This window comes from Streptococcus sp. 9903 (genome assembly GCF_013276625.1).
In the GTDB taxonomy this organism is placed as follows: Bacteria; Bacillota; Bacilli; order Lactobacillales; family Streptococcaceae; genus Streptococcus.
Genome location: NZ_VMLI01000023.1, coordinates 70,518 through 94,572 on the forward strand (window position 1 = coordinate 70,518; position 24,055 = coordinate 94,572).

Below are 24,055 nucleotides of genomic sequence, written 5' to 3' on the forward strand. Positions count from 1 at the left end.
CAGTTGAGGAGCAGAGTGGATAAATTAAGTTTACTACTGTATAATGGATTTATCACTAAACGTGCTCCAGGCCATATTTTACATAGCATTAGTCTTCTAAAAATGGACAGAAGTCATTGTAAAGGCTATCAAAAAGAGTATAATGAGTGAAAGAAATTTCGGAGGTTAAAGATGCTAGAAGTAAGAAGTCTAGAGAAAAGTTTTGGATCCAAGCAAGTTTTGTTTGGTATTGACTTTCAAGCACGACCAGGTCGTATTTTGGGATTAGTCGGGAAAAATGGTGCTGGGAAGACAACGATTTTCCACAGTATTTTGAAGTTTTTAGAATATCAAGGAGAAATCAGTCTGGATGGTCAGGATATTCGTCAGGAGACCTATGCTCGGATTGGTTATCTGCCTGAAGAACGCAGTCTCATGCCTAAATTGACAGTTCTTGAACAAGTTCGCTACTTGGCGACTCTAAAAGGTATGGATGCCAAGGAGGTCAAGGAAAAACTCCCTCAATGGATGAAGAGGTTGGAAGTGAAAGGGAAGCTGACTGATAAAATCAAGAGCCTGTCAAAAGGAAATCAGCAGAAGATTCAGCTCATCATTACTCTGATTCATGAACCAGACTTGATTATCTTGGATGAGCCTTTCAGTGGATTGGACCCAGTCAATACAGAATTGCTCAAACAAGTCATTTTTCAGGAAAAAGAACGTGGGGCAACCATTATCTTTTCTGACCATGTCATGACTAACGTCGAGGAGCTTTGTGACGATATTCTCATGATCCGAGATGGTCGTGTGGTCTTGCATGGACCCGTTCAGGATGTTCGCAATCAATACGGGAAAACACGTCTCTTTGTTTCAAGTGAACGAAGCAAGGAAGAATTGGAAAAACTTCCTCATGTCAAACAGGTGAGCTTGACCAAGCAAGGCAGTTGGAAATTGATTTTGGAGGATGAGAGCGCTGGAAGGGAACTTTTCCCAATCTTGACTCAGGGGCAGTATATCGCAACCTTTGATCAACAAGCGCCAACAATCGATGAAATCTTTAAACTAGAATCAGGGGTGGAAGTATGAGAAATATGTGGGTTGTAATCAAGGAAACCTATCTTCGACATGTCAAATCGTGGAGTTTCTTCTTTATGGTGATTTCACCGTTCCTCTTTTTAGGAATCTCTGTAGGAATTGCCTATCTCCAAGGCTCTTCAATGGCTAAAAATGATAAAGTGGCAGTAGTGACAACAGTACCGTCTGTAGCAGAAGGGCTGAAGAATGTAAATGGTGTTAACTTTGACTATAAAGACGAAGCAAGTGCCAAAGAAGCGATTAAAGATGAAAAATTAAAAGGCTATCTGACTATTGATCAAGAAGATAGTGTTCTAAAGGCAGTTTATCATGGCGAAACATCGCTTGAAAATGGAATTAAATTTGAGGTTACAGGTACACTCAATGAACTACAAAATCAGCTTAATCGTTCAACTGCTTCCTTGTCTCAAGAGCAGGAAAAACGCTTAGCGCAGACAGTTCAATTCACAGAAAAGATTGATGAAGCCAAGGAAAATAAAAAGTTTATTCAAACAATTGCAGCAGGCGCCTTAGGATTCTTTCTTTATATGATTCTGATTACCTATGCGGGTGTGACGGCTCAGGAAGTTGCCAGTGAAAAAGGCACCAAAATTATGGAAGTCGTCTTTTCTAGCATAAGGGCAAGTCACTATTTCTATGCGCGGATGATGGCTCTATTTCTAGTGATTTTAACGCATATTGGGATTTATGTTGTAGGTGGTCTCGCTGCCATTCTGTTCTTTAAAGATTTGCCATTCTTGGCTCAGTCTGGTGTTTTAGATCACTTGGGAGATGCTTTCTCTCTAAATACCTTGCTCTTTATTTTGGTTAGTCTTTTCATGTATATCGTCTTGGCAGCCTTTCTAGGTTCTATGGTTTCTCGTCCTGAGGACGCAGGAAAAGCCTTGTCGCCTTTGATGATTTTGATTATGGGTGGTTTTTTTGGAGTGACAGCTCTAGGTGCAGCTGGTGACAATCTCCTCTTGAAGATTGGTTCTTATATTCCCTTTATTTCGACTTTCTTCATGCCATTTAGAACCATTAATGGCTATGCAGGGGGAGTAGAAGCATGGATTTCACTTGCTATTACAGTGATTTTTGCAGTGGTAGCAACCGGATTTATCGGACGCATGTATGCTAGTCTAGTCCTTCAAACAGATGATTTAGGAATCTGGAAAACCTTTAAACGTGCCTTATCTTATAAATAGAAGAGCCTCGCGAAAGCGAGGTTTTTTAGAGATGAAAAGAGTGGAATCACGAACCTAATTACTTACACATTATGTAAATAGGTTACTTGAAAACTTGATTGTATAGTGAACTGAATCTGGAATAGGATAATATTGCTTCTAAAACATTCTTATAAATTGATTTGAATTCCAAAATCCCATCGTTTTCCGTTCTTATTTCATTTTGCGATATAGTGAAAGAAAATAAGTCAGCTCACAAAAAACGCATACTACCAGGATTTTTCAAGACCTGATAGTATGCGTTTTTTGATTGTGAAGACTTTTCATCCAGACTCTTTATGTGATAAAGTATCTTTAATATTCAATGGAAATCAGACTGGGAAGTTAGCGGAAGGATCTTCGAAACTATGTTTTGAGGTTTAGGAACTGACCAAGTCAGTAACATATACAAACTAAGGACAAGCTGACGTGGTTTGAAGAGTATAAAAATCTGTTTCGTAAGCATCTAATAATAGGGTATTTTGATAGTGTAATCATTTGGATAAGCATTATAGTATAGTGATATGAAATCAACTAAACTAAATAAGAAATATAGATTATCAAAACTCTTTGAAAAGATTGCATTAAATCTAAATAACATAGACGTCTTCAGTGTGTGCTGTCTCATCTTATGCGAAAATCTTATAAGGAGAGTATAGAAAATCTCGATTGTAATCAACTAACTGATTGGAGAAATGTATAAATATAAGAAGTTAGACCCCCATGTCACTACCATAATGAGATTGCTCGAATTCCTTGCTTTTTAACTCAATATCAAACTGGCTACGATAGGGCTGACAAAGACATAGAGAATACCGGTGACACCGATAGCCAAACCACCCATGGCTCCTGCTATAGAGCCGTATCGGAAGGCTGTTCCCGTTCCAACTGCGTGGCCTGTTCCTCCAAGAGAAAGACCAACAGCTACTGGATCGTCAATTTTCAACCATTTCAAAAGGGTTGGGCCAATCACACTGGTTAAAATCCCAGTTGCCACTACTACCACCAAGGTCACAGTCGTCAAACCTTGCAATTTTTCTGTGATTCCCACTGCCATGGCGGTTGTTACTGACTTGGGAAAGAGAGAAATAGCTAGGAAAAAGTCCATGCCAAATATTTTCGCCACAAGGGCTGTGAAAGAGGTATTGACAACTACTGATAGCAAACTACCAAAGAGAATACTCCGAGCATGGTGCTTCATCAAGTGAAAACTCTTATAAAGCGGAATCCCTAGAGCAACGGTCGATGGGACAATTAAGTTGTTCAGATAAACCCCACCTTGATAGTAATCTTGGTAAGAAATACCCGTCACCTTTAGAAAGATGATAATGAAAACAGCTGACAAAAGTAAGGGCGTTGTCAATGGATGGGGAAAACGTCTGTAAATCAACATCCCCACTAGATAGGCTAGGATAGACAGAGCAAGCCCAAACAGGGGATTGGAAACAAATTCACTCATTTGGCATCTCCTTTCTCATAATCTCCCTCAAACCGTCTCTTGATGAACTGAACTACCAAGGCTATGAGGATAATATTGATGACTGCTGCAAAAAAGACAATCAAAACAATGGGCAAAAGATAGGGAGCAATCACATCAAACTTCTCCATGATTCCCACTGCTGGCGGCAAAAAGAGAATGGTCATATTGGCCAGCAAGAAATTCCCAACCATATTGACATGCCTAGTTCTCAGCCACTTGAATTGTAGAGCGAGAAAGAGAATAATCAAACCTATAATACTGCCTGGGATGGGCAAATGAAAGAAACTGGAAATCCCCTCTCCGATTAGAGAAATCACAAAGAGAATCATTAATTGAACATATAATTTCATCCTAAACTCCACGAAATAGACTTCTTGCATACCAGTTTACTCTTTTTTCAGAAAATTTCAAGCAAATGCATAAGGGATAATGAAAATTAAAGAACAAACTAGGAAGTCAGCTGCATGTTGCTCAAAACAAAGTATTGGGTTTGTAGGTCAAACTGACATAGTTTGAAGCGATTTTCGAAGAATATTACTTTTCTTTGCTTAAGTGAATGACTTGGTCGTAGTGTTTTAAGTCTTCTTCCGTGTAGTGGTGAATGACTTCAATGACTGTTTGAGGTAGGGAGAAGAGCAAGTCGCTAATTTTTCTGCTATTTTCCGAGTCAAGATTGGCCTTAATCTCATCTGCTAAGATGAGTTGGCTATCATGGTAGAGGGCGCGAGCGATTTCTAGGCGTTGTTTCTCGCCACCAGATAGACTATCATTGCTGAGGGGTCGATTTTTCAAATGTTCTAATCCTGTTTTTTTGAGGATATGATTTAAAGTCTCTGGATTTTTATCCAGTCCTAGAAGGATATTGTCTTCCAGAGATAGCGTGTCAAAGCAATGGCTATCTTGGAGAATATAGGAACTAATACTTGTGATTTCTTGACGTGACAGGTTCTGACCAGCAAAGCTAATCTGACCACTTGTTGGTGTCTCTTCTCCATGAATGATATTGAGCAGGGTTGTTTTACCAGAGCCACTTTCCCCGATAATGGCAATTTTTTCTCCTTGCTTGATGTGTATGGAAATCGGAGACAAGAGGCTATTCCCCTCTTTTTCAAGGGAGATGGTGTCAAGTTGGATAGGGAAAATATTTTCTATGCTTCTAGGCGAGATGGGATCAGACTGGTTCAAAAGTTTTTGGTATTTGTTGAGAAGAGTTCGAGTCGCTTTTCGGGTGTTGGTAAAGTAAGCCAACTCTTGGAATTGATAGCCGATATTATGGGAAACTAGATAGATAGCCACAAAACTCGCCGCATCTAAATAATTATAGTAGGTCATAAAGCCACCGATGACGATTGGTGTGACAGAACAAAAGGCATCGATGCTATTGATCAAGAGACTGTTTAAAGTGCGTTGTTTTTCATAGTTGATTTCGGCATCTAGACTGGTTTGTAATTGTTTTTGGTAGCGAGTAAAAAAGTAGTCTTGTCCCTGATAATGGCGAATTTGTTGGCTACCACCAATAAAATTTGTCAAGCTTGCTAAGTAGCTCTGGTTAACAGTGGACCGCTTTTCAGAAAGTGAGTCCAAACGCTTTGATCCGATAGCACTGCAGAGTACAGGAAAGGAGTAGAAGAGGATGAAAATCAAGCCTAGGTAAAAATTAGTCCATAGGGCATAGAGAATGGACACAGTTGTGAAGCCAAGAGAAGAAATGATGATGACCGTTGGCTCAATATAGCTTTCTTCTAGTTGCTTGACGTCATTTTCTAGGTCGGACAAAATATCCTTTTCATCAATCTCATAACTGTTTAAAAATCGCTTGAAAATAGCACTCTTGATTCCATATTTGAAGTCAGTAATCAAACGAGCGTAGTAATAGCGTTTCCCAGCTAAGCCTAGTAAGAGGATGAGGTTTCCAAGGATTCCCAAAATCAAAACTTTCCAAAGAAGGCCTAGCTCTTGATTGGTAAAACTGGTAACAATATTCTGAACAAGGGCTGGTGTGATAATTGCTTCCAGCCAAGTAATCGCAATAGAAAAGAAGTAAAGTATGAGGTGTTTCTTGGAAAAGAAATTTTTAAGCATAGCGGATAAACCTTTTGAAATTATTAACGAGTTTAGATATTTTGGATTGATCTTGTGAAAGATAAATGATTTCTTTAATACAATATTCCATTAATTCAGGCTTATGACATTCTATAAATTGTCCATCTTCGTTAATTACTGAAGAATAACCATCAATGATATTAGCAACGCATTCAAGACACATACCTTTACACCAACAATCTTTACATTGTTGGAAGTATTCTTTATTATTAAATAGCTCTGCTTTAGAGCTATTATGAGTTCCCCAAAATCTAAAACACAATTTTTTGCTACCATCAACATCAAAAGTTATGGTATTTGAAGGATCTATATCGTCGCAGAATGTATGATTAGTACTCTTATAAATCATAGAAATTAAAACATCATATAGGATGGGACTTATAAAAGCTTTTTCATTATTTTCAACAATATTATTTATAGAATCAGTAATGAATTTTTTCCTATCTACTAAGCTTTTTTCCATTTCTTTAACCACAAGCACCTTATTTTTACTAAATACGTCATTGATGTTAAAGTGTACATCCATATTTGTAAAATATTGGAAAATATCATCTCTACTTAGAGAATGTAATTGATGTAGTCTAGTGTATGTTGAAGCAATTTCAAAATTAGTGTAGTTTATAGTTTTTAAATAGTGGATAAATTTAGTAGTTTTACGATGACTACCTTTACCTCTTAATTTATCATGTATAAATTCTGGACCATCTAAACTAATAGTTAGATATGGTTGGAAATTATCTATTATTTTTTTAACATTATTATTTAGTATTGTTCCGTTAGTCACGGTTTCTATTTTAAGTATAGTTGTAAATTTGGAAAATTCTTTAATAATGTATTCGAATAATTGAGTATTAAGAAAAGGTTCTCCACCAAATAGGATAAGTCTATTAATTTGTGTTATACCTCTAAATTTGACTTCGTTAATAATATTATCAGCAGTATCTAGAGTCATGATTTTATTATCCATGCCGTAATTTCCACCATCCGCATAACAGTAAGAACAGGATAAATTGCAACTGTTAGATATGTTAATAACAATTTTTTGTAAAACATTTTTGGGGATGTAGGGGGGCTTATAGGAGGTAGTTCCCTCTACTGAAGAAGTAGATAATGTGAATTTCTCACTATCGAAATAATAATCTCCAATATTAGTATATATTTTTTTTAGCATAATATCACCATTATAAAATAAAGGAGACGAGTGAGAACTCGTCTCATAGAAAACTATCGTCCGCCACCACAAGAATGGCTTGGACCACAATGACCTGGTACGGAGTAAGTTTGATCTGTATCTAATAGATCTTCAAGGTCAATAATTTGCACTGTTCTCATATTTTCACCTCCTTAATTTGATGATTTAATGATACTCTTTTTGAAATAATAATTAAAAATTTTCCCATATAAGAAAATTATTTCAGTTCTTCTATTACCTTTGCTAAATGTTTTTCAAATTTTTTTGCTAAGCTATCGCTGTGGACTAACTTCATTGTTGCTATGCACTTTCTCATTTCTAAAACAGAACGTTTATTTTTGTCTTTTTTTAAAGTATATAAGTTTTCGGCATAGTGAAAAACTAATTTTTCATATATCTCAGTTTCTGTAAAATAACAATGTTTTAGTTGCTTTTTAAAATATAAAGAATCTAAAAATTCCTCTCTTTCTATACACGTGATATATCCATTTAGTAACATGGTGGCAAGCAATCTACGATAATGTGGTAAATCTCTGTAGAATTCGGAACGTTGACACATTTCTCTTGATAAGCACATCATAGTAGGGTGAGATAATACATCTATAGTATTCATAAACAAAAGTAATTCATAGCATCCCCAGTATTCCACAGAAAAAAGATAGTCAGATAGATATTTAATATCAGATTCATGGTAATAGATTTTTTCTGACAAATCTTGTAAGCGAATTTTTACTAGAATGGTATTCAGAGTATAGAATTTCTCTCTTTTTGTAGTCTTTTCAAGTTGAGAAATAAGTAGTTTTTCCATTCCTGAAATATCTCTTTTAGAGCTTAGAAGTCGAATTTGCTCTAATAATTCATTTATTTCATCCCGATGAAAGTCATTTGCAGCATACATAAATTCTTCAACAGGCATATTAATAGCATCTAATGCTTGCATAAATTTACCAATCGTCAGATCAGAATTTTCTCTTTCAAATCTAGAAATATGTGATGTAGATAGACCATGTTTTGCAACATCTTTTAATGTTAATCCACGTGATTCTCTAAATTGTTTAAAAATTTTTCCGTAATTTTTCATTTCTGTCACCTCAATTGCTTATATGGGAATTTTTTAGTATGTTTTCAAAATATTATATCATATATAAAAAAGAAAGTGAGGTTGTTTATATGAATAAAAAGATGATTATAACCATGATTCTATGTATTCTAGAGTCAATAATTGTTATTGGTGTTGGCTAAAACCAAAATTAGTTAGCAATAATCTAAAAAACACAGAAAATCAATTTTTTATTAATTTGACTTTCTGTGTTTTTCTTATTTGATTTTAAAATTATTGCAAATTAACCTTATTTCTCAAAATATAGTAGGTTCCGAGGTAAAAGATAGCTATGAATATGAGTTCTTCAACAATGCCTACGCTTGCTCCCATATAGAAATTATCATTAAATCCTGCAAGTGAATTGACATAGAAGTTAGCACTGGTATTGAAGAAGATTTCTATAATTCCAATGACGATTCGGATTCCAATGTAGGCTGCAACAGCGAGTGCTGTACGGTATTCGTTGAAAAGTTGTCCGATGGAAATGGCCAAGTAAATGCAGAGGATAAATGAAATTGTACTAAGCAGGAAGGATAAGACAGTAAGACCAAAGCCGGTAAAATGTTCTCCAACAAATGATAGAAGAATAGAAAGTTGAACTTCATCAAAATTTGTTGACAGTAAGATAATATAGATACATAGGAGTAAGACAGCAGTGCTAATCAACGACCAGATAAAAGCACCGATTAGTTTGGCTGTGATGATATGGTGTTCAGAAACTGGCAAGGTCAAAGTCAGATAGCCTTGTCGGTCATAGACACTTCCTTTGAAGCGTTTAATGATTAAGAAAATAGTTGAAATCCCTAGTGTAATCATCAAGCCACCAAAGACGAGGGCTAGAAAAATAAGTAAAACAGGTCGACTTTCTTTGACAGGCAGATTGTTATAGGTCTGTGCTTGTATCCCGATAAGGGCAGAAAGGACTAGCACAGCAGCGTAGAGGGCTAAATACCACTTGTTAACATTTTTAAATTCGTAGCGAACTAAATTCCAAAACATAAATAATCTCCTTTGCTTAAGCCTTAAATTCCTGACGGAAGAGTTGGTCAATGGATTCACCCGACTCATAGCGAATATCGTCTACATTGCCTTGACGGACGACTTTTCCATCTTTGAGGAAGACAATTTCATCTAAGATTGGCTCGATATCAGAAATCAAATGGGTAGAAATCAAAACGGTAGAAGTTGGGGAGTAGTTGTTGATAATGGTATTGAGGATATACTCACGGGCTGCTGGATCCACCCCACCAATGGGTTCATCCAGAACATAGAGACGAGCATCACGGCTCATAACCAAAATCAGTTGTACCTTTTCCTTATTCCCTTTTGATAATTTCTTGAGACGACTATTTTCATCAATACCGAGGTCTGCAAGTAGATGATGGGCGCGTTCAAGATTGAAATCTTTATAGAAGGTCTTGAAGTAGGTTAGGGCTTCTTTGACCTTCATTTGCTCATTGAGATAGGTCGTATCCGGCAAATAAGCCACGATGGCCTTGGTTGCTGGGCTTGGGTCCATGTCGTTGATGAGGACACGTCCTTGATCTGGTTGTAAGAGGCCATTGATTAGTTTAATCAATGTTGTTTTCCCTGAGCCGTTTGGCCCAAGGAGACCAACAATTTTTCCAGCTGGAATGTCAAGAGAAACATTTTCAAGGGCTGGGGTTGCTCCATAAGATTTGGATACATTTTCAAATGCTAGTAATGACATAGGCTTAAACTCCTTTAATATAATCGCCGACTACGCCTGGTAGTTCTTCTTTTTCATAGCCAAAATGGGTCATGGAGGAAACGAAGTGTTCCAATTCTTCTTCCGATAATTGTTTGCGTGATTGGGCGATTAGCTCCTTATCCTCAGTCACAAATCGTCCAGTTGTTCGCTTGCTGTAGACAAATCCTTCTCGTTCGAGGTCTGACAAGGCCCTTTGGATGGTGTTGGGATTGACACCTGCCTCGCTAGCTAGCTCTCTCACGGTTGGAAGTTGTTGATTGGGTTCCAGTGTATGGGAAACAATCTGAAGCTTGATTTTCTCCATAATCTGTAAATAGATGGGTTTTTTGTTGTCAAATGTCCAGGACATCTTGGTCTCCTTTCTTTTATCCTTTTGTCTTAATTAAATAATACAACAAAACAAAAAACTTGTCAAGCAAAAAGAAGAATTGTTTTGGGAATCGTTTAAAAAATGGTATAATGAAAAGAAAACGATAAGGAGGGAAAGGATGCGTTGTCCAAAATGTGGGGCTACCAAGTCAAGTGTTATCGATAGTCGCCAAGCAGAAGAAGGGAACACCATTCGTAGAAGACGTGAGTGCGACGAATGCCAACACCGTTTTACAACCTACGAACGAGTAGAAGAAAGAACCTTAGTGGTTGTTAAAAAAGATGGCACACGGGAACAGTTCTCCAGAGATAAAATCTTTAATGGGATTATCCGCTCAGCCCAGAAACGTCCTGTGTCAAGTGATGAAATCAACATGGTAGTCAATCGTATCGAACAGAAACTCCGTGGTCGAAATGAAAATGAAATTCAAAGTGAGGACATTGGTTCACTCGTCATGGAGGAGTTGGCTGAGTTAGATGAGATTACCTATGTACGTTTTGCCAGCGTCTACCGTAGTTTTAAGGATGTGAGTGAGTTAGAGAGCTTGCTCCAACAAATTACCCAGTCCTCTAAAAAGAAAAAGGAAAGATAAATGAAGCCAATTGACCGTTTTTCTTATCTAAAGAATAATCGGGTGTCGCAAGATACCTCATCTCTGGTACAGTGCTACCTCCCGATTATCGGTCAGGAGGCACTGAGCCTTTATCTTTATACGATTAGTTTTTGGGATAATGGTAGAAAAGAATATCTTTTTTCAAGTATCCTCAATCATCTCAACTTTGGGATGGATAGACTGATAAAATCATTGAAAATCTTATCTGCTTTTAATCTCTTGACTCTCTATCAAAAGGGGGATACCTATCAGCTAGCCCTCCATGCCCCTCTATCTAGTCAGGATTTCTTGGAACATCCTGTTTATCGCAGACTCTTGGAGAAAAAAATTGGCGATGTAGCTGTGGAGGATTTAAAAGTTGAGAGTGCTGAGGGAGAAGAAATACCTGTCTCACTCAATCAAGTCTTTCCAGACTTGGCAGAACTAGGAAGTCAAGAAGACCTTGGTCTCAAGAAGAAAGTGGCCAACGATTTTGACTTGGATCATTTTCGTCAGCTTATGGCTCGAGATGGGCTTCGCTTTGCGGATGAGCAGTCCGATGTCTTGAACCTCTTTGCCATTGCCGAGGAGAAGAAATGGACTTGGTTTGAGACCTATCAATTGGCCAAGTCAACAGCTGTTTCCCAGGTTATTTCAACCAAACGCATGCGGAAAAAAATTGCTCAAAAACCTGTTTCCTCTGACTTTAGTCCTAAGGAAACAACCATTATCAAAGAAGCCAAAAGTAAAACGGCCTTGCAGTTCTTGGCAGAAATCAAGCAAACACGCAAGGGGACTATTACCCAAACAGAAAGAGAACTTTTGCAACAGATGGCTGGCTTGGGCTTGCTGGACGAAGTCATCAATATCATTCTCTTATTGACCTTTAATAAGGTGGATTCGGCAAATATCAATGAGAAATATGCCATGAAGGTAGCCAATGACTATGCCTATCAAAAGATTCATTCGGCAGAAGAGGCAGTCTTGCGCATTCGTGAACGTGGGCAGAAAAGTCAGGCTCAAAAAAGCAGTAACCCTAGTCCTACCAAGTCCAATGTACCCAAGTGGAGCAATCCAGATTATAAAAATGAAACCAGCGAGGAAACTCGTCTGGAACTAGAACGTAAGAAACAAGAACTATTAGCTCGATTAGAAAAAGGAGGAGATTAGATGGAAAGTGTCGGAGACGTACTTAAACGTCAACCTAGCCGTTTTCATTATCAAGATTTGGTCCAAAAAATCATGAAGGATCCTGATGTTGCGGCCTTTATCCAGCAAGAATCCTTGACTCCAGAGGAATTGAATCGCAGTATCTCCAAGTTTAATCAGTACATCACCGAGCGCGACAAGTTTCTCCGTGGGGATACGGATTATATCGCCAAAGGCTACAAGCCGATTTTGGTTATGAATCATGGTTATGCGGACGTTTCTTATGAAGAAACTCCTGAACTAATTGCGGCTGAAAAAGAAGCGGCTATTAAGAATCGTCTCAAGTTAATCAATCTGCCAGCCAGTCTCAAGCAAGCTAGCTTGGCTCAAGTAGACTTGGATGATTTGGGGCGCTTGCCAGTTTTTGAAAAGCTATTAGCCTTCGTGGAGCAATATCCAGCTATTCGAAAAGGTCTTTACTTATATGGAGACTTTGGTGTGGGTAAAAGTTTCATGGTGGCTGCCTTAGCCCATGATTTGTCAGAAAAACGTGGTGTTTCCTCCACTCTCCTCCACTATCCTAGTTTTGTCATCGATGTCAAAAATGCTATCGGTGATGGCAATGTTAAGACCTTGGTGGACGAGCTTAAGCTTTCTGAAGTCCTGATTTTAGATGATATTGGTGCCGAGCAATCAACAGCTTGGGTGCGTGATGAAATCCTGCAGGTCATTCTCCAATATCGGATGCAGGAAGATTTACCGACCTTTTTCACCTCCAACTTCAACTTTGAAGAATTGGAGCAGCATTTTGCTAAAGGGAAACATGGAAATGACGAAACCTGGGAAGCCAGACGCGTCATGGAACGCATCCGTTATTTGGCTGAGGAGACTCGTTTAGAAGGAGTAAACCGTCGATGACAGAAACGATTAAACTGATGAAAGCTCATAAGTCTGTTCGAAGATTTAAGGAGCAAGCCCTTCCTCAGGAAGACTTGACTGAAATCCTGACTGCAGCCCAGATGGCCTCGTCTTGGAAGAATTTTCAATCCTACTCTGTTGTTGTGGTACGAAGTCAGGAAAAGAAAGATGCCTTGTATGAATTGGTGCCTCAAGAAGCCATTCGCCAGTCAGCTGTTTTCCTTCTCTTTGTCGGAGATTTGAACCGAGCAGAAAAGGGAGCCCAGCTTCATACTGACTCATTCCAACCACAAGGTGTAGAAAGTCTCTTGATTAGTTCGGTCGATGCAGCTCTTGCTGGTCAAAATGCCCTGCTGGCAGCTGAAAGCTTGGGCTATGGTGGTGTCATTATTGGCTTGGTGCGTTACAAGTCAGAAGAAGTGGCAGAGCTCTTTAACCTGCCTGACTACACCTATCCTGTCTTTGGAATGGCGCTAGGTGTGCCAAATCAAAATCATGATGTGAAACCAAGACTGCCACTAGAGAATATTGTCTTTGAGGAAGAATACCAAGAACAGTCAACTGAGGCAATCCAAGCTTATGACCGTGTACAGGCTGACTATGCTGGGGCGCGTGCAACCACAAGCTGGAGTCAGCGTCTAGCAGAACAGTTTGGTCAAGCAGAACCAAGCTCAACTAGAAAAAATCTTGAACAGAAGAAGTTATTGTAGAAAGTGAGAAATTATGGCCCTACCAACTATTGCCATTGTAGGACGTCCCAATGTTGGGAAATCAACCCTATTTAATCGGATCGCTGGTGAGCGAATCTCCATTGTAGAAGATGTCGAAGGAGTGACACGTGACCGTATCTATGCAACGGGTGAGTGGCTCAATCGTTCCTTTAGCATGATTGATACAGGAGGAATCGATGATGTCGATGCTCCTTTCATGGAACAAATCAAGCATCAGGCAGAAATTGCCATGGAAGAAGCAGATGTTATCGTCTTTGTCGTGTCTGGTAAGGAAGGAATTACTGATGCAGACGAATACGTAGCTCGTAAGCTTTATAAGACCCACAAACCAGTTATCCTCGCAGTTAACAAGGTGGACAACCCTGAGATGCGAAATGATATCTATGATTTCTATGCTCTTGGTTTGGGGGAACCACTGCCAATCTCATCTGTCCATGGTATCGGTACAGGGGATGTGCTAGACGCGATCGTAGAAAATCTTCCAAATGAATATGAAGAAGAAAATCCAGATGTGATTAAGTTTAGCCTAATTGGACGTCCCAATGTTGGAAAATCAAGCTTGATTAACGCTATTTTGGGCGAAGACCGTGTCATTGCTAGTCCTGTTGCTGGAACAACGCGTGACGCTATTGATACCCACTTTACAGATACAGATGGTCAAGAGTTTACCATGATTGATACGGCTGGTATGCGTAAATCTGGTAAGGTTTATGAAAATACCGAGAAATACTCTGTCATGCGTGCCATGCGTGCTATTGACCGTTCAGATGTGGTCTTAATGGTCATCAATGCGGAAGAAGGAATCCGTGAATACGACAAGCGTATCGCAGGATTTGCCCATGAAGCTGGTAAAGGGATGATTATCGTGGTCAACAAGTGGGATACTCTTGAAAAAGACAACCATACTATGAAAAACTGGGAAGAAGATATTCGTGAGCAGTTCCAATACCTGCCTTACGCACCGATTATCTTTGTATCTGCTTTGACCAAGCAACGTCTCCACAAACTTCCTGAGATGATCAAGCAAATCAGCGAAAGTCAAAATACACGTATTCCATCAGCTGTCTTGAATGATGTGATTATGGATGCTATTGCCATTAACCCAACACCGACAGACAAAGGAAAACGTCTCAAGATTTTTTATGCGACCCAAGTGGCAACCAAACCACCAACCTTTGTCATCTTTGTCAACGAAGAAGAACTTATGCACTTTTCTTACCTGCGTTTCTTGGAAAATCAAATCCGCAAGGCCTTTGTCTTTGAGGGGACTCCAATCCATCTCATCGCAAGAAAACGCAAATAAAAAAGTAGAATCTGGAATGACATTTCCAGATTTTTTTGATATAATAAAATAATAGAAAACGCTATCAAAAAGGAGGTGTCGATGAAACATTTGTTTAAATTTATAATCTTATTTCCCTGGTTTTACTTTTTCAGCTGGATTGAAAAGGATAATAGAGAAAGTAAATTTTTCCCAATTTTTTACTATTTTTACTGGTTTTACATTCCCCTCTATGCTCTTTTTAGCCTTGCTTGGGCAGTTGTTTCAGTTCTGTTTTTCAATATCGTCTTGAGAAATTTGACAGATATCAAGTTATGGGGCATTTGGTTTCTTTTTATTCTGCTAGCTATTGGTCTGAATTGGTTAACTTATTCCTGTTTCAAAAAAATGCTTCGCTTGAGACGAGAACTAGGGAAGTCTAAAGGCGGAAGGCATTGATTTATATCGGTTTTTATTTGTAGGAGGTGGCTTATGGCACATCTAAAATCATTTATTACACGCTATTCTAAGGTCTATATTGGTTTAGTTCTGTTGATCTGGATTGCTTTCTTCTTTCTTCCTTGGGGCAGTCCGATTCTGGGGGGAAAGATTGACCTCTTCAGCATACAGAAAGTCTTGCTAGTTTTTGGTATTCTGTCTATTTTGATGGCCTTGCTGTCCAAGAAAGTCAGTCTCTTTGTTTTTGGATTGATCTGCTGTTTTTCTCTTTGGATAAATCTATTTATCCTATTTGCGATTTTGCCGATTTTTGTTGGCAATTAAATCATCATAAAAGTCAGAGAGGTTAGCTTGGAAACTAGCCTCTTTTTCCTTTTCAAAATGGGGATTCTTCCTTGAAAATAATCAGTAATTGTGCTAAAATTAAAAGAACATTCTAAAATATTCGGAATTTAAAGTAAGGAAAAACATGGCTAATATTTTAAAAACAATTATCGAAAATGATAAAGGAGAAATCCGTCGTCTGGAAAAGATGGCTGACAAGGTTTTCAAATACGAAGACCAAATGGCTGCTTTGACAGATGACCAACTAAAAGCAAAAACAGTTGAATTTAAAGAACGTTATCAAAATGGAGAATCACTGGATTCATTGCTTTATGAAGCATTTGCGGTTGTCCGTGAAGGTGCTAAACGTGTCCTAGGTCTCTTCCCATATAAGGTTCAGGTCATGGGGGGAATCGTTCTTCACCATGGTGACGTGCCAGAAATGCGTACAGGGGAAGGGAAAACCTTGACTGCGACCATGCCCGTATACCTCAATGCTCTTTCAGGTAAAGGGGTCCACGTAGTTACAGTTAACGAATACCTATCAGAACGTGACGCGACTGAGATGGGTGAATTGTACTCGTGGCTTGGTTTGTCAGTAGGGATTAACTTGGCCGCCAAATCTCCAATGGAGAAAAAAGAAGCCTATGAGTGTGATATTACTTACTCAACCAACTCAGAAATCGGATTTGACTACCTTCGTGACAACATGGTCGTTCGCGCTGAAAACATGGTACAACGTCCGCTTAACTATGCCTTGGTCGATGAGGTTGACTCAATCTTGATTGACGAGGCCCGTACACCTTTGATCGTATCAGGTGCTAATGCGGTCGAAACTAGTCAGCTCTACCACATGGCAGACCACTATGTAAAATCTTTGGACAAAGACGACTACATCATCGATGTGCAGTCTAAGACTATTGGTTTATCTGATTCAGGGATTGACAAGGCTGAAAGCTACTTCAAACTTGAAAACCTCTATGACATCGAAAACGTAGCTCTGACTCACTTTATCGATAACGCCCTTCGTGCCAACTACATCATGCTTCTCGATATTGACTATGTGGTGAGCGAAGAGCAAGAAATCTTGATCGTTGACCAATTTACAGGTCGTACCATGGAAGGTCGTCGTTATTCTGATGGATTGCACCAAGCTATTGAAGCTAAAGAAGGTGTGCCAATTCAGGATGAAACTAAGACATCTGCCTCTATCACTTACCAAAACCTTTTCCGTATGTACAAGAAATTGTCTGGTATGACGGGAACAGGTAAGACTGAGGAAGAAGAATTCCGTGAAATTTACAACATTCGTGTGATTCCAATTCCAACCAACCGTCCTGTTCAACGTATTGACCACTCAGACCTTCTTTATGCAAGTATCGAGGCTAAGTTTAAGGCGGTTGTTGAAGACGTTAAGGCTCGTTACCAAAAAGGTCAGCCTGTCTTGGTTGGTACAGTAGCGGTTGAAACAAGTGACTACATTTCTAAGAAATTGGTCGCAGCTGGCGTTCCTCACGAAGTCTTGAATGCCAAAAACCACTATAGAGAAGCCCAAATTATCATGAATGCTGGTCAACGTGGTGCCGTTACCATCGCAACCAACATGGCCGGTCGTGGTACCGACATCAAGCTTGGTGAAGGAGTTCGTGAACTTGGTGGACTTTGTGTGATTGGTACAGAGCGTCATGAAAGCCGTCGTATCGATAACCAGCTTCGTGGACGTTCAGGTCGTCAAGGTGATCCAGGTGAGTCACAATTCTACCTATCTCTTGAAGATGATTTGATGAAACGTTTTGGTTCTGAACGCTTGAAGGGAATCTTTGAACGTCTCAACATGTCTGAAGAGGCGATTGAGTCTCGTATGTTGACACGTCAGGTTGAAGCAGCACAAAAACGTGTCGAAGGAAATAACTACGATACCCGTAAACAAGTCCTTCAATACGATGACGTCATGCGTGAGCAACGTGAAATTATTTACGCTCAACGTTACGACGTTATCACTGCAGATCGTGACTTGGCACCTGAAATTCAGTCTATGATTAAACGCACGATTGAACGTGTCGTTGATGGTCATGCGCGTGCCAAACAAGATGAAAAACTAGAAGCGATTTTGAACTTTGCTAAGTACAACTTGCTTCCTGAAGATTCTATTACGATAGAAGACTTGTCAGGCTTGTCTGATAAGGCTATTAAGGAAGAGCTTTTCCAACGTGCCTTGAAGGTTTACGATAGTCAGGTTTCAAAACTACGTGATGAAGAAGCAGTTAAAGAGTTCCAAAAAGTCTTGATTCTACGAGTGGTAGATAACAAGTGGACAGATCATATCGATGCCCTCGATCAATTACGTAACGCGGTTGGACTTCGTGGCTATGCTCAGAACAATCCTGTTGTTGAGTATCAGGCAGAAGGTTTCCGTATGTTTAATGACATGATTGGTTCGATTGAGTTTGATGTGACACGCTTGATGATGAAAGCACAAATTCATGAACAAGAAAGACCACAGGCAGAACACCATATCAGTACAACAGCGACTCGCAATATCGCTGCCCACCAAGCAAATATGCCTGAAGATTTGGATTTGAGCCAGATTGGACGGAATGAACTTTGCCCATGTGGTTCTGGTAAGAAGTTTAAAAACTGTCACGGTAAAAGACAATAAAATGAGATAGTTTAGAGGCGGATACCTTGTGAAAAGTAAATTTTTACTTGGTATCCGTTTGATTTATAAGGAGATGAGTTATGGTATTTACAGCAAAAAGTCCTAAAATTAATATTGAAGAAGTTCGTGCCTTATCAAAATTAGAAGGTCAAGCTTTGGAGAGAAAATCACAGCGCGATCAAGAGCTAGAAGCCATTATACGTGGAGAAGACCAGCGAATTCTCTTGGTAATTGGGCCATGCTCATCTGATAATGAAGAAGCTGTCCTTGAGTACGCTAAGCGTTTGGCAGCTTTGCAAGAAGAAGTAGCAGACCGTATCTTTATGGTTATGCGTGTTTACACTGCTAAACCGCGTACCAACGGAGATGGCTATAAGGGCTTGATTCACCAGCCTAACGCGACAGAAGCGCCTAGTCTTATCAATGGAATTAAGGCTGTTCGCCATCTTCATTATCGTGTCATCACGGAAACCGGTATGACAACAGCTGATGAAATGCTTTATCCTGAAAATCTGCCGCTTGTAGATGATTTGATTTCTTATATGGCGGTTGGTGCCCGTTCAGTTGAAGACCAGCAACACCGCTTTGTGGCAAGTGGGGCAGGATTTTCTACTGGTTTTAAAAATCCAACCTCTGGAAATCTCAATGTCATGTTTAATGGGATTTATGCTGCTCAAAACAAACAAAGTTTCCTTTTCCTAGGAAAAGAAGTGGAAACAACTGGGAACCCGCTTTCGCACGCTATTCTTCGTGGTGCTCTTAATGAGTATGGAAAAAATATTCCCAACTACTATTATGACAATTTAATTGATACCATTGCCCAGTATGAGAAAATGGGCTTGGAAAATCCTTTTATCATCATTGATACCAATCATGACAACTCTGGTAAGCAATACATGGATCAGATTCGAATTGTCCGCCAGACCTTGATTAACCGTGCTTGGAATGAAAAAATCAAGCAGTTCGTTCGTGGTTTTATGATTGAGTCTTATCTGGAAGATGGTCGACAAAATGAGCCAGAAGTATTTGGTAAGTCTATCACAGACCCTTGCCTGGGTTGGGATAACACAGAAGCTCTTGTCAGAGAAATTTACAAAACGTTAGGAGAATAAGATGGCATTTAGTGAAAAAGGTCAAGAAATCGATATGGAAGTCATCAAGGCTGAAACCCAATTGTCTGCGGAAGCCTTGAGACTCAAGGAAAGCCGTGATAGAGAATTGGCAGACATTATTTCAGGGGAAGATGACCGTATCCTCTTGGTGATTGGTCCTTGCTCTTCTGATAATGAAGAGGCGGTCTTGGAATATGCTCGCCGTTTATCCGCCTTGCAAAAGAAGGTAGCGGACAAGATTTTCATGGTTATGCGCGTGTATACTGCTAAGCCTCGTACCAATGGAGACGGCTATAAGGGCTTGGTGCACCAGCCAGATACTTCTAAGGCTCCAAGCCTGATTAACGGTTTGCAGGCTGTGCGCCAGTTGCACTACCGCGTGATTACAGAGACTGGTTTGACGACGGCAGATGAGATGCTTTATCCGTCAAATCTAATCTTGGTGGATGACTTGGTCAGCTATCATGCCGTTGGCGCTCGTTCTGTGGAAGACCAAGAGCACCGCTTTGTGGCTTCTGGGATTGATGCACCAGTAGGGATGAAAAATCCAACCTCTGGAAATTTGGGTGTTATGTTTAACGCCATCTATGCTGCTCAAAACAAGCAAACCTTCCTTTATCATGGGCAGGAAGTTGAGACTTCAGGTAATCCTTTATCCCATGTCATCCTCCGTGGAGCAGTTAACGAGTATGGCAATTATATGCCGAATTACTACTATGAAAACCTACTCCAAGCCATTGAACGCTATGAAACTATGGGACTTGAAAATCCCTTTATCCTCATCGACACCAACCATGATAACTCCGGCAAGCAATATATGGAGCAGATTCGAATTGTTCGTCAGACCTTGCAAAATCGTGATTGGAATGAGAAAATCAAAAAGACAGTTCGAGGCTTTATGATTGAATCTTACCTAGCAGATGGTCGCCAAAACCAACCAGAGGTCTTTGGTTGCTCTATTACTGACCCTTGCCTAGGTTGGGAAAATACAGAGGCCTTGGTAGAAGAGATTTACGCTACCTTGACAAAATAAGTGAAAAGGATGGAGTTGGGGAATCTCAACTCCTTTTGATGAGAATGATAGTTGGACACGGAATTGACATCGAAGAATTGGCTTCGATAGAAAGTGCAGTTACACGACATGAAGGATTTGCTAAGCGCGTGCTGACCGCTAAGGAAATGGAACGGTTTAACAGTCTTAAAGGGCGCAGGCAGATTGAATATTTGGCTGGTCGCTGGTCGGCTAAGGAGGCCTTTTCCAAGGCTCTGGGGACGGGCATTGGCAAGCTTGGTTTTCAGGATTTGGAAGTCTTGAATAATGAACGCGGGGCACCTTATTTTAGTCAGGCACCATTTTCAGGAAAGATTTGGCTTTCTATCAGCCATACAGATCAGTTTGTGACAGCCAGTGTCATTTTGGAGGAAAATCATGAAAGCTAGTCCACATAGACCAACCAAGGCTCTGATTCATCTGGGAGCTATTCGACACAATATTCAGCAAATGGGGGCTCATATCCCTGAGGGGACACTCAAGTGGGCAGTGGTCAAAGCCAATGCCTATGGGCATGGGGCAGTAGCTGTTGCCAAGGCAATCCAAGAAGATGTAGACGGTTTTTGCGTTTCCAATATTGATGAAGCCGTTGAACTCAGACAAGCTGGACTCAGCAAGCCAATCCTCATTTTAGGAGTTTCTGAGCTAGAAGTTGTTGCTCTAGCTAAAGAATATGACATCACCTTGACTGTGGCTGGACTGGAGTGGATTCAAGCACTCTTAGATAAGGAAGAAGACCTAACTGGATTGACAGTTCACCTCAAGATTGACTCAGGAATGGGACGGATTGGTTTTCGAGAGGCTAGTGAAGCCGAGCAGGCTCAAGATTTGCTCCAACAACATGGTGCTCGTGTTGAAGGGATTTTTACCCACTTTGCTACTGCAGACGAGAAATCAGATGACTACTTTAATGCCCAGTTAGAACGGTTTAAAACTATTTTAGCTAGTATGAAAGGTCTTCCAGACTTGGTTCATGCTAGCAATTCTGCAACGACCCTTTGGCATGCAGAGACTATTTTCAATGCGGTCCGTATGGGAGATGCTATGTATGGTCTTAACCCTAGCGGAGAGGTTTTGGACTTACCTTATGACTTGAAACCAGCCTTGACCTTGGAATCTGCCCTGGTTCATGTCAAGACAGTTTCAGCTGGAGCTTGCATGGGCTATGGAGCCACCTATCAGGCGGACAGCGAGCAAGTCATCGCGACCGTGCCGATTGGCTATGCGGATGGTTGGACACGTGACATGCAGAATTTTTCTGTCTTGGTAGATGGCCAAACTTGCCCAATCGTCGGCAGGGTTTCGATGGACCAAATCACCATTCGTCTGCCTAAGCTTTATCCCTTAGGAACAAAGGTAACCTTGATTGGCTCCGACGGAGATAAGGAAATCACAGCGACTCAGGTAGCAGTCTACCGTGGAAGCATTAACTATGAGGTGGTTTGTCTTCTCAGCGACCGCATTCCGAGAGAATATTATTAGAAAAGAAAGGAGTGGAGCATGAATCTACATCAACCCTTGCATGTCTTACCTGGTGTGGGACCAAAGTCAGCAGAAAAATACGCCAAACTAGGAATTGAAAACTTGCAAGACCTCTTGCTCTACTTTCCTTTCCGTTATGAAGACTTCAAAACCAAGCAGGTGCTGGAGCTAGAAGACGGTGAGAAGGCGGTTCTTTCTGGTCAAGTCGTGACTCCTGCTAGTGTCCAGTATTATGGTTTCAAGCGCAATCGCCTGCGTTTTAGCCTCAAGCAGGGAGAAGTCGTTTTTGCGGTGAATTTCTTTAACCAGCCTTATCTAGCTGATAAGATAGAGTTGGGAGCAACCCTTGCTGTCTTTGGAAAATGGGACCGTGCCAAGGCTAGTTTGACTGGGATGAAGGTCCTGGCTCAGGTGGAAGATGACCTCCAGCCTGTTTATCGCTTGGCTCAGGGAATCAGTCAGGCCAGTCTGATCAAGGTCATCAAGACGGCTTTTGATCAGGGACTGGACCTCTTGATTGAGGAAAATCTTCCCCAGTCTTTGCTGGACAAATATAAACTCATGTCCCGTTGTCAGGCCGTTCATGCTATGCATTTTCCCAAGAATTTGGCAGAATACAAGCAGGCCCTTCGCCGTATCAAGTTTGAGGAACTCTTTTATTTCCAAATGCAGTTGCAGACGCTCAAGTCTGAAAATAGAGTTCAGGGAAGCGGTCTGGTTCTGGATTGGTCTCAGGAAAAGGTGATAGCTGTCAAAGAAAGCTTGCCTTTTGCCTTGACTCAAGCTCAAGAAAAGAGTTTGCAGGAAATTTTGGCCGACATGAAGTCGGACCACCACATGAATCGTCTCTTACAAGGGGATGTGGGGAGTGGAAAAACTGTGGTTGCTGGCTTGGCCATGTTTGCGGCAGTGACAGCTGGTTATCAGGCTGCCCTAATGGTACCAACAGAAATCCTCGCAGAGCAACATTTTGAGAGTTTACAGAACCTTTTTCCCGACTTGAAACTGGCTCTCTTGACAGGTTCCTTAAAAGCTGCAGAAAAGAGAGAAGTTTTAGAGACCATTGCCAAGGGTGAGGCTGATTTGATTATAGGAACTCATGCTCTGATACAGGATGGGGTGGAGTATGCTCGTTTGGGCTTGATTATCATCGATGAGCAACACCGTTTTGGTGTGGGACAAAGGCGGATTTTAAGGGAAAAAGGGGACAATCCAGATGTTCTCATGATGACAGCGACTCCTATTCCACGGACGCTGGCTATCACAGCCTTTGGCGATATGGATGTTTCCATTATCGACCAGATGCCAGCAGGGCGTAAGCCTATTGTGACACGCTGGATCAAGCATGAGCAACTACCTCAGGTCTTGACTTGGTTAGAGGGGGAAATTCAAAAAGGTTCCCAAGTCTATGTCATCTCTCCCTTGATTGAAGAATCAGAAGCTCTGGATCTGAAAAATGCCATTGCCTTATCAGAAGAGTTGACGGCTCATTTTGCAGGTAAGGCAGAGGTTGCTCTTCTACATGGTAAGATGAAGAGTGATGAAAAAGACCAGATTATGCAGGAGTTCAAAGAGAGAAAAACTGATATTCTGGTTTCGACGACGGTTATCGAGGTCGGGGTCAATGTTCCCAATGCGACCGTCATGATTATCATGGATGCCGATCGCTTCGGTCTCAGCCAGCTTCACCAGCTCAGAGGTCGTGTTGGTCGGGGAGATAAGCAGTCCTATGCAGTTCTTGTTGCCAATCCCAAGACGGACTCTGGGAAAGACCGTATGCGCATCATGACAGAAACCACCAATGGTTTTGTTCTTGCTGAGGAAGATTTAAAAATGCGGGGTTCGGGTGAGATTTTTGGAACCAGACAGTCAGGACTTCCAGAATTTCAAGTGGCTGATATTATCGAAGATTTTCCGATTTTAGAAGAAGCCAGAAAAGTGGCTAGCTATATTAGTTCGATAGAAGGTTGGCAAGAGGATCCAGAGTGGCGCATGATCGCCCTTCATTTGGAAAAGAAAGAACATTTAGATTAATACTCTTCGAAAATCAAATTCAAAC

The 24,055-nt window shown here is 40.5% G+C and carries 23 protein-coding genes and 1 pseudogene; 16 read left to right on the top strand and 8 right to left on the bottom strand.

All coding sequences use genetic code 11. The features are described 5' to 3' along the window. Positions 1-171: 171 nt before the first annotated feature. The 3 genes and pseudogenes from HT696_RS08805 to HT696_RS10790 all read left to right on the top strand — a co-directional run. Positions 172-1,065 carry an ABC transporter ATP-binding protein gene (locus HT696_RS08805; protein ID WP_050241923.1) on the top strand — a complete coding sequence of 298 codons (894 nt, stop codon included), beginning with the start codon at positions 172-174 and terminating at the stop codon, positions 1,063-1,065. After that, complete coding sequence (locus HT696_RS08810) at positions 1,062-2,261, top strand: ABC transporter permease (protein ID WP_173283567.1); 1,200 nt, start codon at positions 1,062-1,064, stop codon at positions 2,259-2,261. Before HT696_RS08805 ends, HT696_RS08810 begins: the two co-directional genes overlap by 4 nt. A gap of 568 nt (positions 2,262-2,829) precedes the next feature. Next, a pseudogene (locus HT696_RS10790) lies at positions 2,830-2,979 on the top strand (IS630 family transposase); the annotation flags it as partial. 63 nt (positions 2,980-3,042) lie between these two features. Here the strand turns inward: HT696_RS10790 and HT696_RS08815 are convergent. The 8 genes from HT696_RS08815 to HT696_RS08850 form a co-directional block, all read right to left on the bottom strand. Beyond that, positions 3,043-3,738 (bottom strand): LrgB family protein, encoded by a 696-nt coding sequence (locus HT696_RS08815; protein WP_173269707.1) that lies wholly within the window; start codon positions 3,736-3,738, stop codon positions 3,043-3,045. Further along, positions 3,735-4,109, bottom strand: coding sequence for a CidA/LrgA family protein (locus HT696_RS08820; protein WP_000781325.1), 375 nt, complete (start codon positions 4,107-4,109; stop codon positions 3,735-3,737). Before HT696_RS08820 ends, HT696_RS08815 begins: the two co-directional genes overlap by 4 nt. A 184-nt stretch (positions 4,110-4,293) precedes the next feature. After that, positions 4,294-5,841 carry an ABC transporter ATP-binding protein gene (locus tag HT696_RS08825; RefSeq protein ID WP_173282479.1) on the bottom strand — a complete coding sequence of 516 codons (1,548 nt, stop codon included), beginning with the start codon at positions 5,839-5,841 and terminating at the stop codon, positions 4,294-4,296. Beyond that, entirely contained in the window at positions 5,834-7,033 is a 1,200-nt protein-coding gene (locus tag HT696_RS08830) for a radical SAM protein (protein WP_173219717.1), read from the bottom strand. The genes HT696_RS08825 and HT696_RS08830 overlap by 8 nt, the downstream gene beginning before the upstream one ends. A gap of 238 nt (positions 7,034-7,271) precedes the next feature. Beyond that, on the bottom strand, positions 7,272-8,135 hold the full coding sequence (locus HT696_RS08835; RefSeq protein ID WP_173219720.1) for an Rgg/GadR/MutR family transcriptional regulator: 864 nt from the start codon (positions 8,133-8,135) through the stop codon (positions 7,272-7,274). A gap of 252 nt (positions 8,136-8,387) precedes the next feature. Continuing rightward, complete coding sequence (locus tag HT696_RS08840) at positions 8,388-9,155, bottom strand: hypothetical protein (protein ID WP_173282480.1); 768 nt, start codon at positions 9,153-9,155, stop codon at positions 8,388-8,390. Positions 9,156-9,171: 16 nt separating this feature from the next. Beyond that, on the bottom strand, positions 9,172-9,867 hold the full coding sequence (locus HT696_RS08845) for an ABC transporter ATP-binding protein (RefSeq protein WP_000054197.1): 696 nt from the start codon (positions 9,865-9,867) through the stop codon (positions 9,172-9,174). Between the two features lie 4 nt (positions 9,868-9,871). After that, positions 9,872-10,237, bottom strand: coding sequence for a GntR family transcriptional regulator (locus tag HT696_RS08850; RefSeq protein WP_000119149.1), 366 nt, complete (start codon positions 10,235-10,237; stop codon positions 9,872-9,874). Positions 10,238-10,376: 139 nt separating this feature from the next. Between HT696_RS08850 and nrdR the strand changes: the two genes are divergently transcribed. The 13 genes from nrdR to recG all read left to right on the top strand — a co-directional run bounded on the left by nrdR (position 10,377) and on the right by recG (position 24,030). Then, positions 10,377-10,850 carry a transcriptional regulator NrdR gene (nrdR, locus tag HT696_RS08855; protein ID WP_001203672.1) on the top strand — a complete coding sequence of 158 codons (474 nt, stop codon included), beginning with the start codon at positions 10,377-10,379 and terminating at the stop codon, positions 10,848-10,850. Then, positions 10,851-12,020 carry a replication initiation and membrane attachment family protein gene (locus HT696_RS08860; RefSeq protein ID WP_173282481.1) on the top strand — a complete coding sequence of 390 codons (1,170 nt, stop codon included), beginning with the start codon at positions 10,851-10,853 and terminating at the stop codon, positions 12,018-12,020. Continuing rightward, positions 12,021-12,917, top strand: coding sequence for a primosomal protein DnaI (gene dnaI / locus HT696_RS08865; RefSeq protein ID WP_050241928.1), 897 nt, complete (start codon positions 12,021-12,023; stop codon positions 12,915-12,917). After that, positions 12,914-13,627 carry an NADPH-dependent oxidoreductase gene (locus HT696_RS08870; protein WP_050241929.1) on the top strand — a complete coding sequence of 238 codons (714 nt, stop codon included), beginning with the start codon at positions 12,914-12,916 and terminating at the stop codon, positions 13,625-13,627. Before dnaI ends, HT696_RS08870 begins: the two co-directional genes overlap by 4 nt. A gap of 13 nt (positions 13,628-13,640) precedes the next feature. Continuing rightward, the gene (gene der, locus HT696_RS08875) at positions 13,641-14,951 is read left to right on the top strand and encodes a ribosome biogenesis GTPase Der (RefSeq protein ID WP_001207696.1); all 1,311 of its coding nucleotides are present in this window, start codon (positions 13,641-13,643) and stop codon (positions 14,949-14,951) included. A gap of 81 nt (positions 14,952-15,032) precedes the next feature. Next, positions 15,033-15,368, top strand: a complete 336-nt coding sequence (locus HT696_RS08880; RefSeq protein WP_173213017.1) for a hypothetical protein — start codon at positions 15,033-15,035, stop codon at positions 15,366-15,368. A 33-nt stretch (positions 15,369-15,401) separates the two neighbouring features. Beyond that, positions 15,402-15,692, top strand: coding sequence for a hypothetical protein (locus HT696_RS08885; protein WP_000940698.1), 291 nt, complete (start codon positions 15,402-15,404; stop codon positions 15,690-15,692). A gap of 145 nt (positions 15,693-15,837) precedes the next feature. Further along, on the top strand, positions 15,838-18,351 hold the full coding sequence (gene secA, locus HT696_RS08890; protein WP_173282482.1) for a preprotein translocase subunit SecA: 2,514 nt from the start codon (positions 15,838-15,840) through the stop codon (positions 18,349-18,351). A gap of 80 nt (positions 18,352-18,431) precedes the next feature. Further along, entirely contained in the window at positions 18,432-19,463 is a 1,032-nt protein-coding gene (locus tag HT696_RS08895; RefSeq protein WP_173282483.1) for a 3-deoxy-7-phosphoheptulonate synthase, read from the top strand. A gap of 1 nt (position 19,464) precedes the next feature. Further along, positions 19,465-20,496: a 3-deoxy-7-phosphoheptulonate synthase gene (locus HT696_RS08900; protein ID WP_173219743.1), complete on the top strand. Its 1,032-nt coding sequence runs from the start codon at positions 19,465-19,467 to the stop codon at positions 20,494-20,496. A gap of 44 nt (positions 20,497-20,540) precedes the next feature. Then, entirely contained in the window at positions 20,541-20,903 is a 363-nt protein-coding gene (acpS, locus tag HT696_RS08905; protein ID WP_240147144.1) for a holo-ACP synthase, read from the top strand. Continuing rightward, on the top strand, positions 20,893-21,996 hold the full coding sequence (alr, locus tag HT696_RS08910) for an alanine racemase (RefSeq protein ID WP_173219749.1): 1,104 nt from the start codon (positions 20,893-20,895) through the stop codon (positions 21,994-21,996). The genes acpS and alr overlap by 11 nt, the downstream gene beginning before the upstream one ends. Positions 21,997-22,014: 18 nt before the next feature. Then, positions 22,015-24,030 carry an ATP-dependent DNA helicase RecG gene (gene recG / locus HT696_RS08915; RefSeq protein WP_173219752.1) on the top strand — a complete coding sequence of 672 codons (2,016 nt, stop codon included), beginning with the start codon at positions 22,015-22,017 and terminating at the stop codon, positions 24,028-24,030. Positions 24,031-24,055 lie beyond the last annotated feature (25 nt).

Excerpts from the sequence above, each read along its gene's own strand:
- HT696_RS08805 (WP_050241923.1), top strand. The coding sequence starts at position 172 with ATGCTAGAAGTAAGAAGTCTAGAGAAAAGTTTTGGATCCAAGCAAGTT.
- HT696_RS08810 (WP_173283567.1), top strand. The coding sequence starts at position 1,062 with ATGAGAAATATGTGGGTTGTAATCAAGGAAACCTATCTTCGACATGTC.
- HT696_RS08815 (WP_173269707.1), bottom strand. The coding sequence starts at position 3,738 with ATGAGTGAATTTGTTTCCAATCCCCTGTTTGGGCTTGCTCTGTCTATC.
- HT696_RS08820 (WP_000781325.1), bottom strand. The coding sequence starts at position 4,109 with ATGAAATTATATGTTCAATTAATGATTCTCTTTGTGATTTCTCTAATC.
- HT696_RS08825 (WP_173282479.1), bottom strand. The coding sequence starts at position 5,841 with ATGCTTAAAAATTTCTTTTCCAAGAAACACCTCATACTTTACTTCTTT.
- HT696_RS08830 (WP_173219717.1), bottom strand. The coding sequence starts at position 7,033 with ATGCTAAAAAAAATATATACTAATATTGGAGATTATTATTTCGATAGT.
- HT696_RS08835 (WP_173219720.1), bottom strand. The coding sequence starts at position 8,135 with ATGAAAAATTACGGAAAAATTTTTAAACAATTTAGAGAATCACGTGGA.
- HT696_RS08840 (WP_173282480.1), bottom strand. The coding sequence starts at position 9,155 with ATGTTTTGGAATTTAGTTCGCTACGAATTTAAAAATGTTAACAAGTGG.
- HT696_RS08845 (WP_000054197.1), bottom strand. The coding sequence starts at position 9,867 with ATGTCATTACTAGCATTTGAAAATGTATCCAAATCTTATGGAGCAACC.
- HT696_RS08850 (WP_000119149.1), bottom strand. The coding sequence starts at position 10,237 with ATGTCCTGGACATTTGACAACAAAAAACCCATCTATTTACAGATTATG.
- nrdR (WP_001203672.1), top strand. The coding sequence starts at position 10,377 with ATGCGTTGTCCAAAATGTGGGGCTACCAAGTCAAGTGTTATCGATAGT.
- HT696_RS08860 (WP_173282481.1), top strand. The coding sequence starts at position 10,851 with ATGAAGCCAATTGACCGTTTTTCTTATCTAAAGAATAATCGGGTGTCG.
- dnaI (WP_050241928.1), top strand. The coding sequence starts at position 12,021 with ATGGAAAGTGTCGGAGACGTACTTAAACGTCAACCTAGCCGTTTTCAT.
- HT696_RS08870 (WP_050241929.1), top strand. The coding sequence starts at position 12,914 with ATGACAGAAACGATTAAACTGATGAAAGCTCATAAGTCTGTTCGAAGA.
- der (WP_001207696.1), top strand. The coding sequence starts at position 13,641 with ATGGCCCTACCAACTATTGCCATTGTAGGACGTCCCAATGTTGGGAAA.
- HT696_RS08880 (WP_173213017.1), top strand. The coding sequence starts at position 15,033 with ATGAAACATTTGTTTAAATTTATAATCTTATTTCCCTGGTTTTACTTT.
- HT696_RS08885 (WP_000940698.1), top strand. The coding sequence starts at position 15,402 with ATGGCACATCTAAAATCATTTATTACACGCTATTCTAAGGTCTATATT.
- secA (WP_173282482.1), top strand. The coding sequence starts at position 15,838 with ATGGCTAATATTTTAAAAACAATTATCGAAAATGATAAAGGAGAAATC.
- HT696_RS08895 (WP_173282483.1), top strand. The coding sequence starts at position 18,432 with ATGGTATTTACAGCAAAAAGTCCTAAAATTAATATTGAAGAAGTTCGT.
- HT696_RS08900 (WP_173219743.1), top strand. The coding sequence starts at position 19,465 with ATGGCATTTAGTGAAAAAGGTCAAGAAATCGATATGGAAGTCATCAAG.
- acpS (WP_240147144.1), top strand. The coding sequence starts at position 20,541 with ATGATAGTTGGACACGGAATTGACATCGAAGAATTGGCTTCGATAGAA.
- alr (WP_173219749.1), top strand. The coding sequence starts at position 20,893 with ATGAAAGCTAGTCCACATAGACCAACCAAGGCTCTGATTCATCTGGGA.
- recG (WP_173219752.1), top strand. The coding sequence starts at position 22,015 with ATGAATCTACATCAACCCTTGCATGTCTTACCTGGTGTGGGACCAAAG.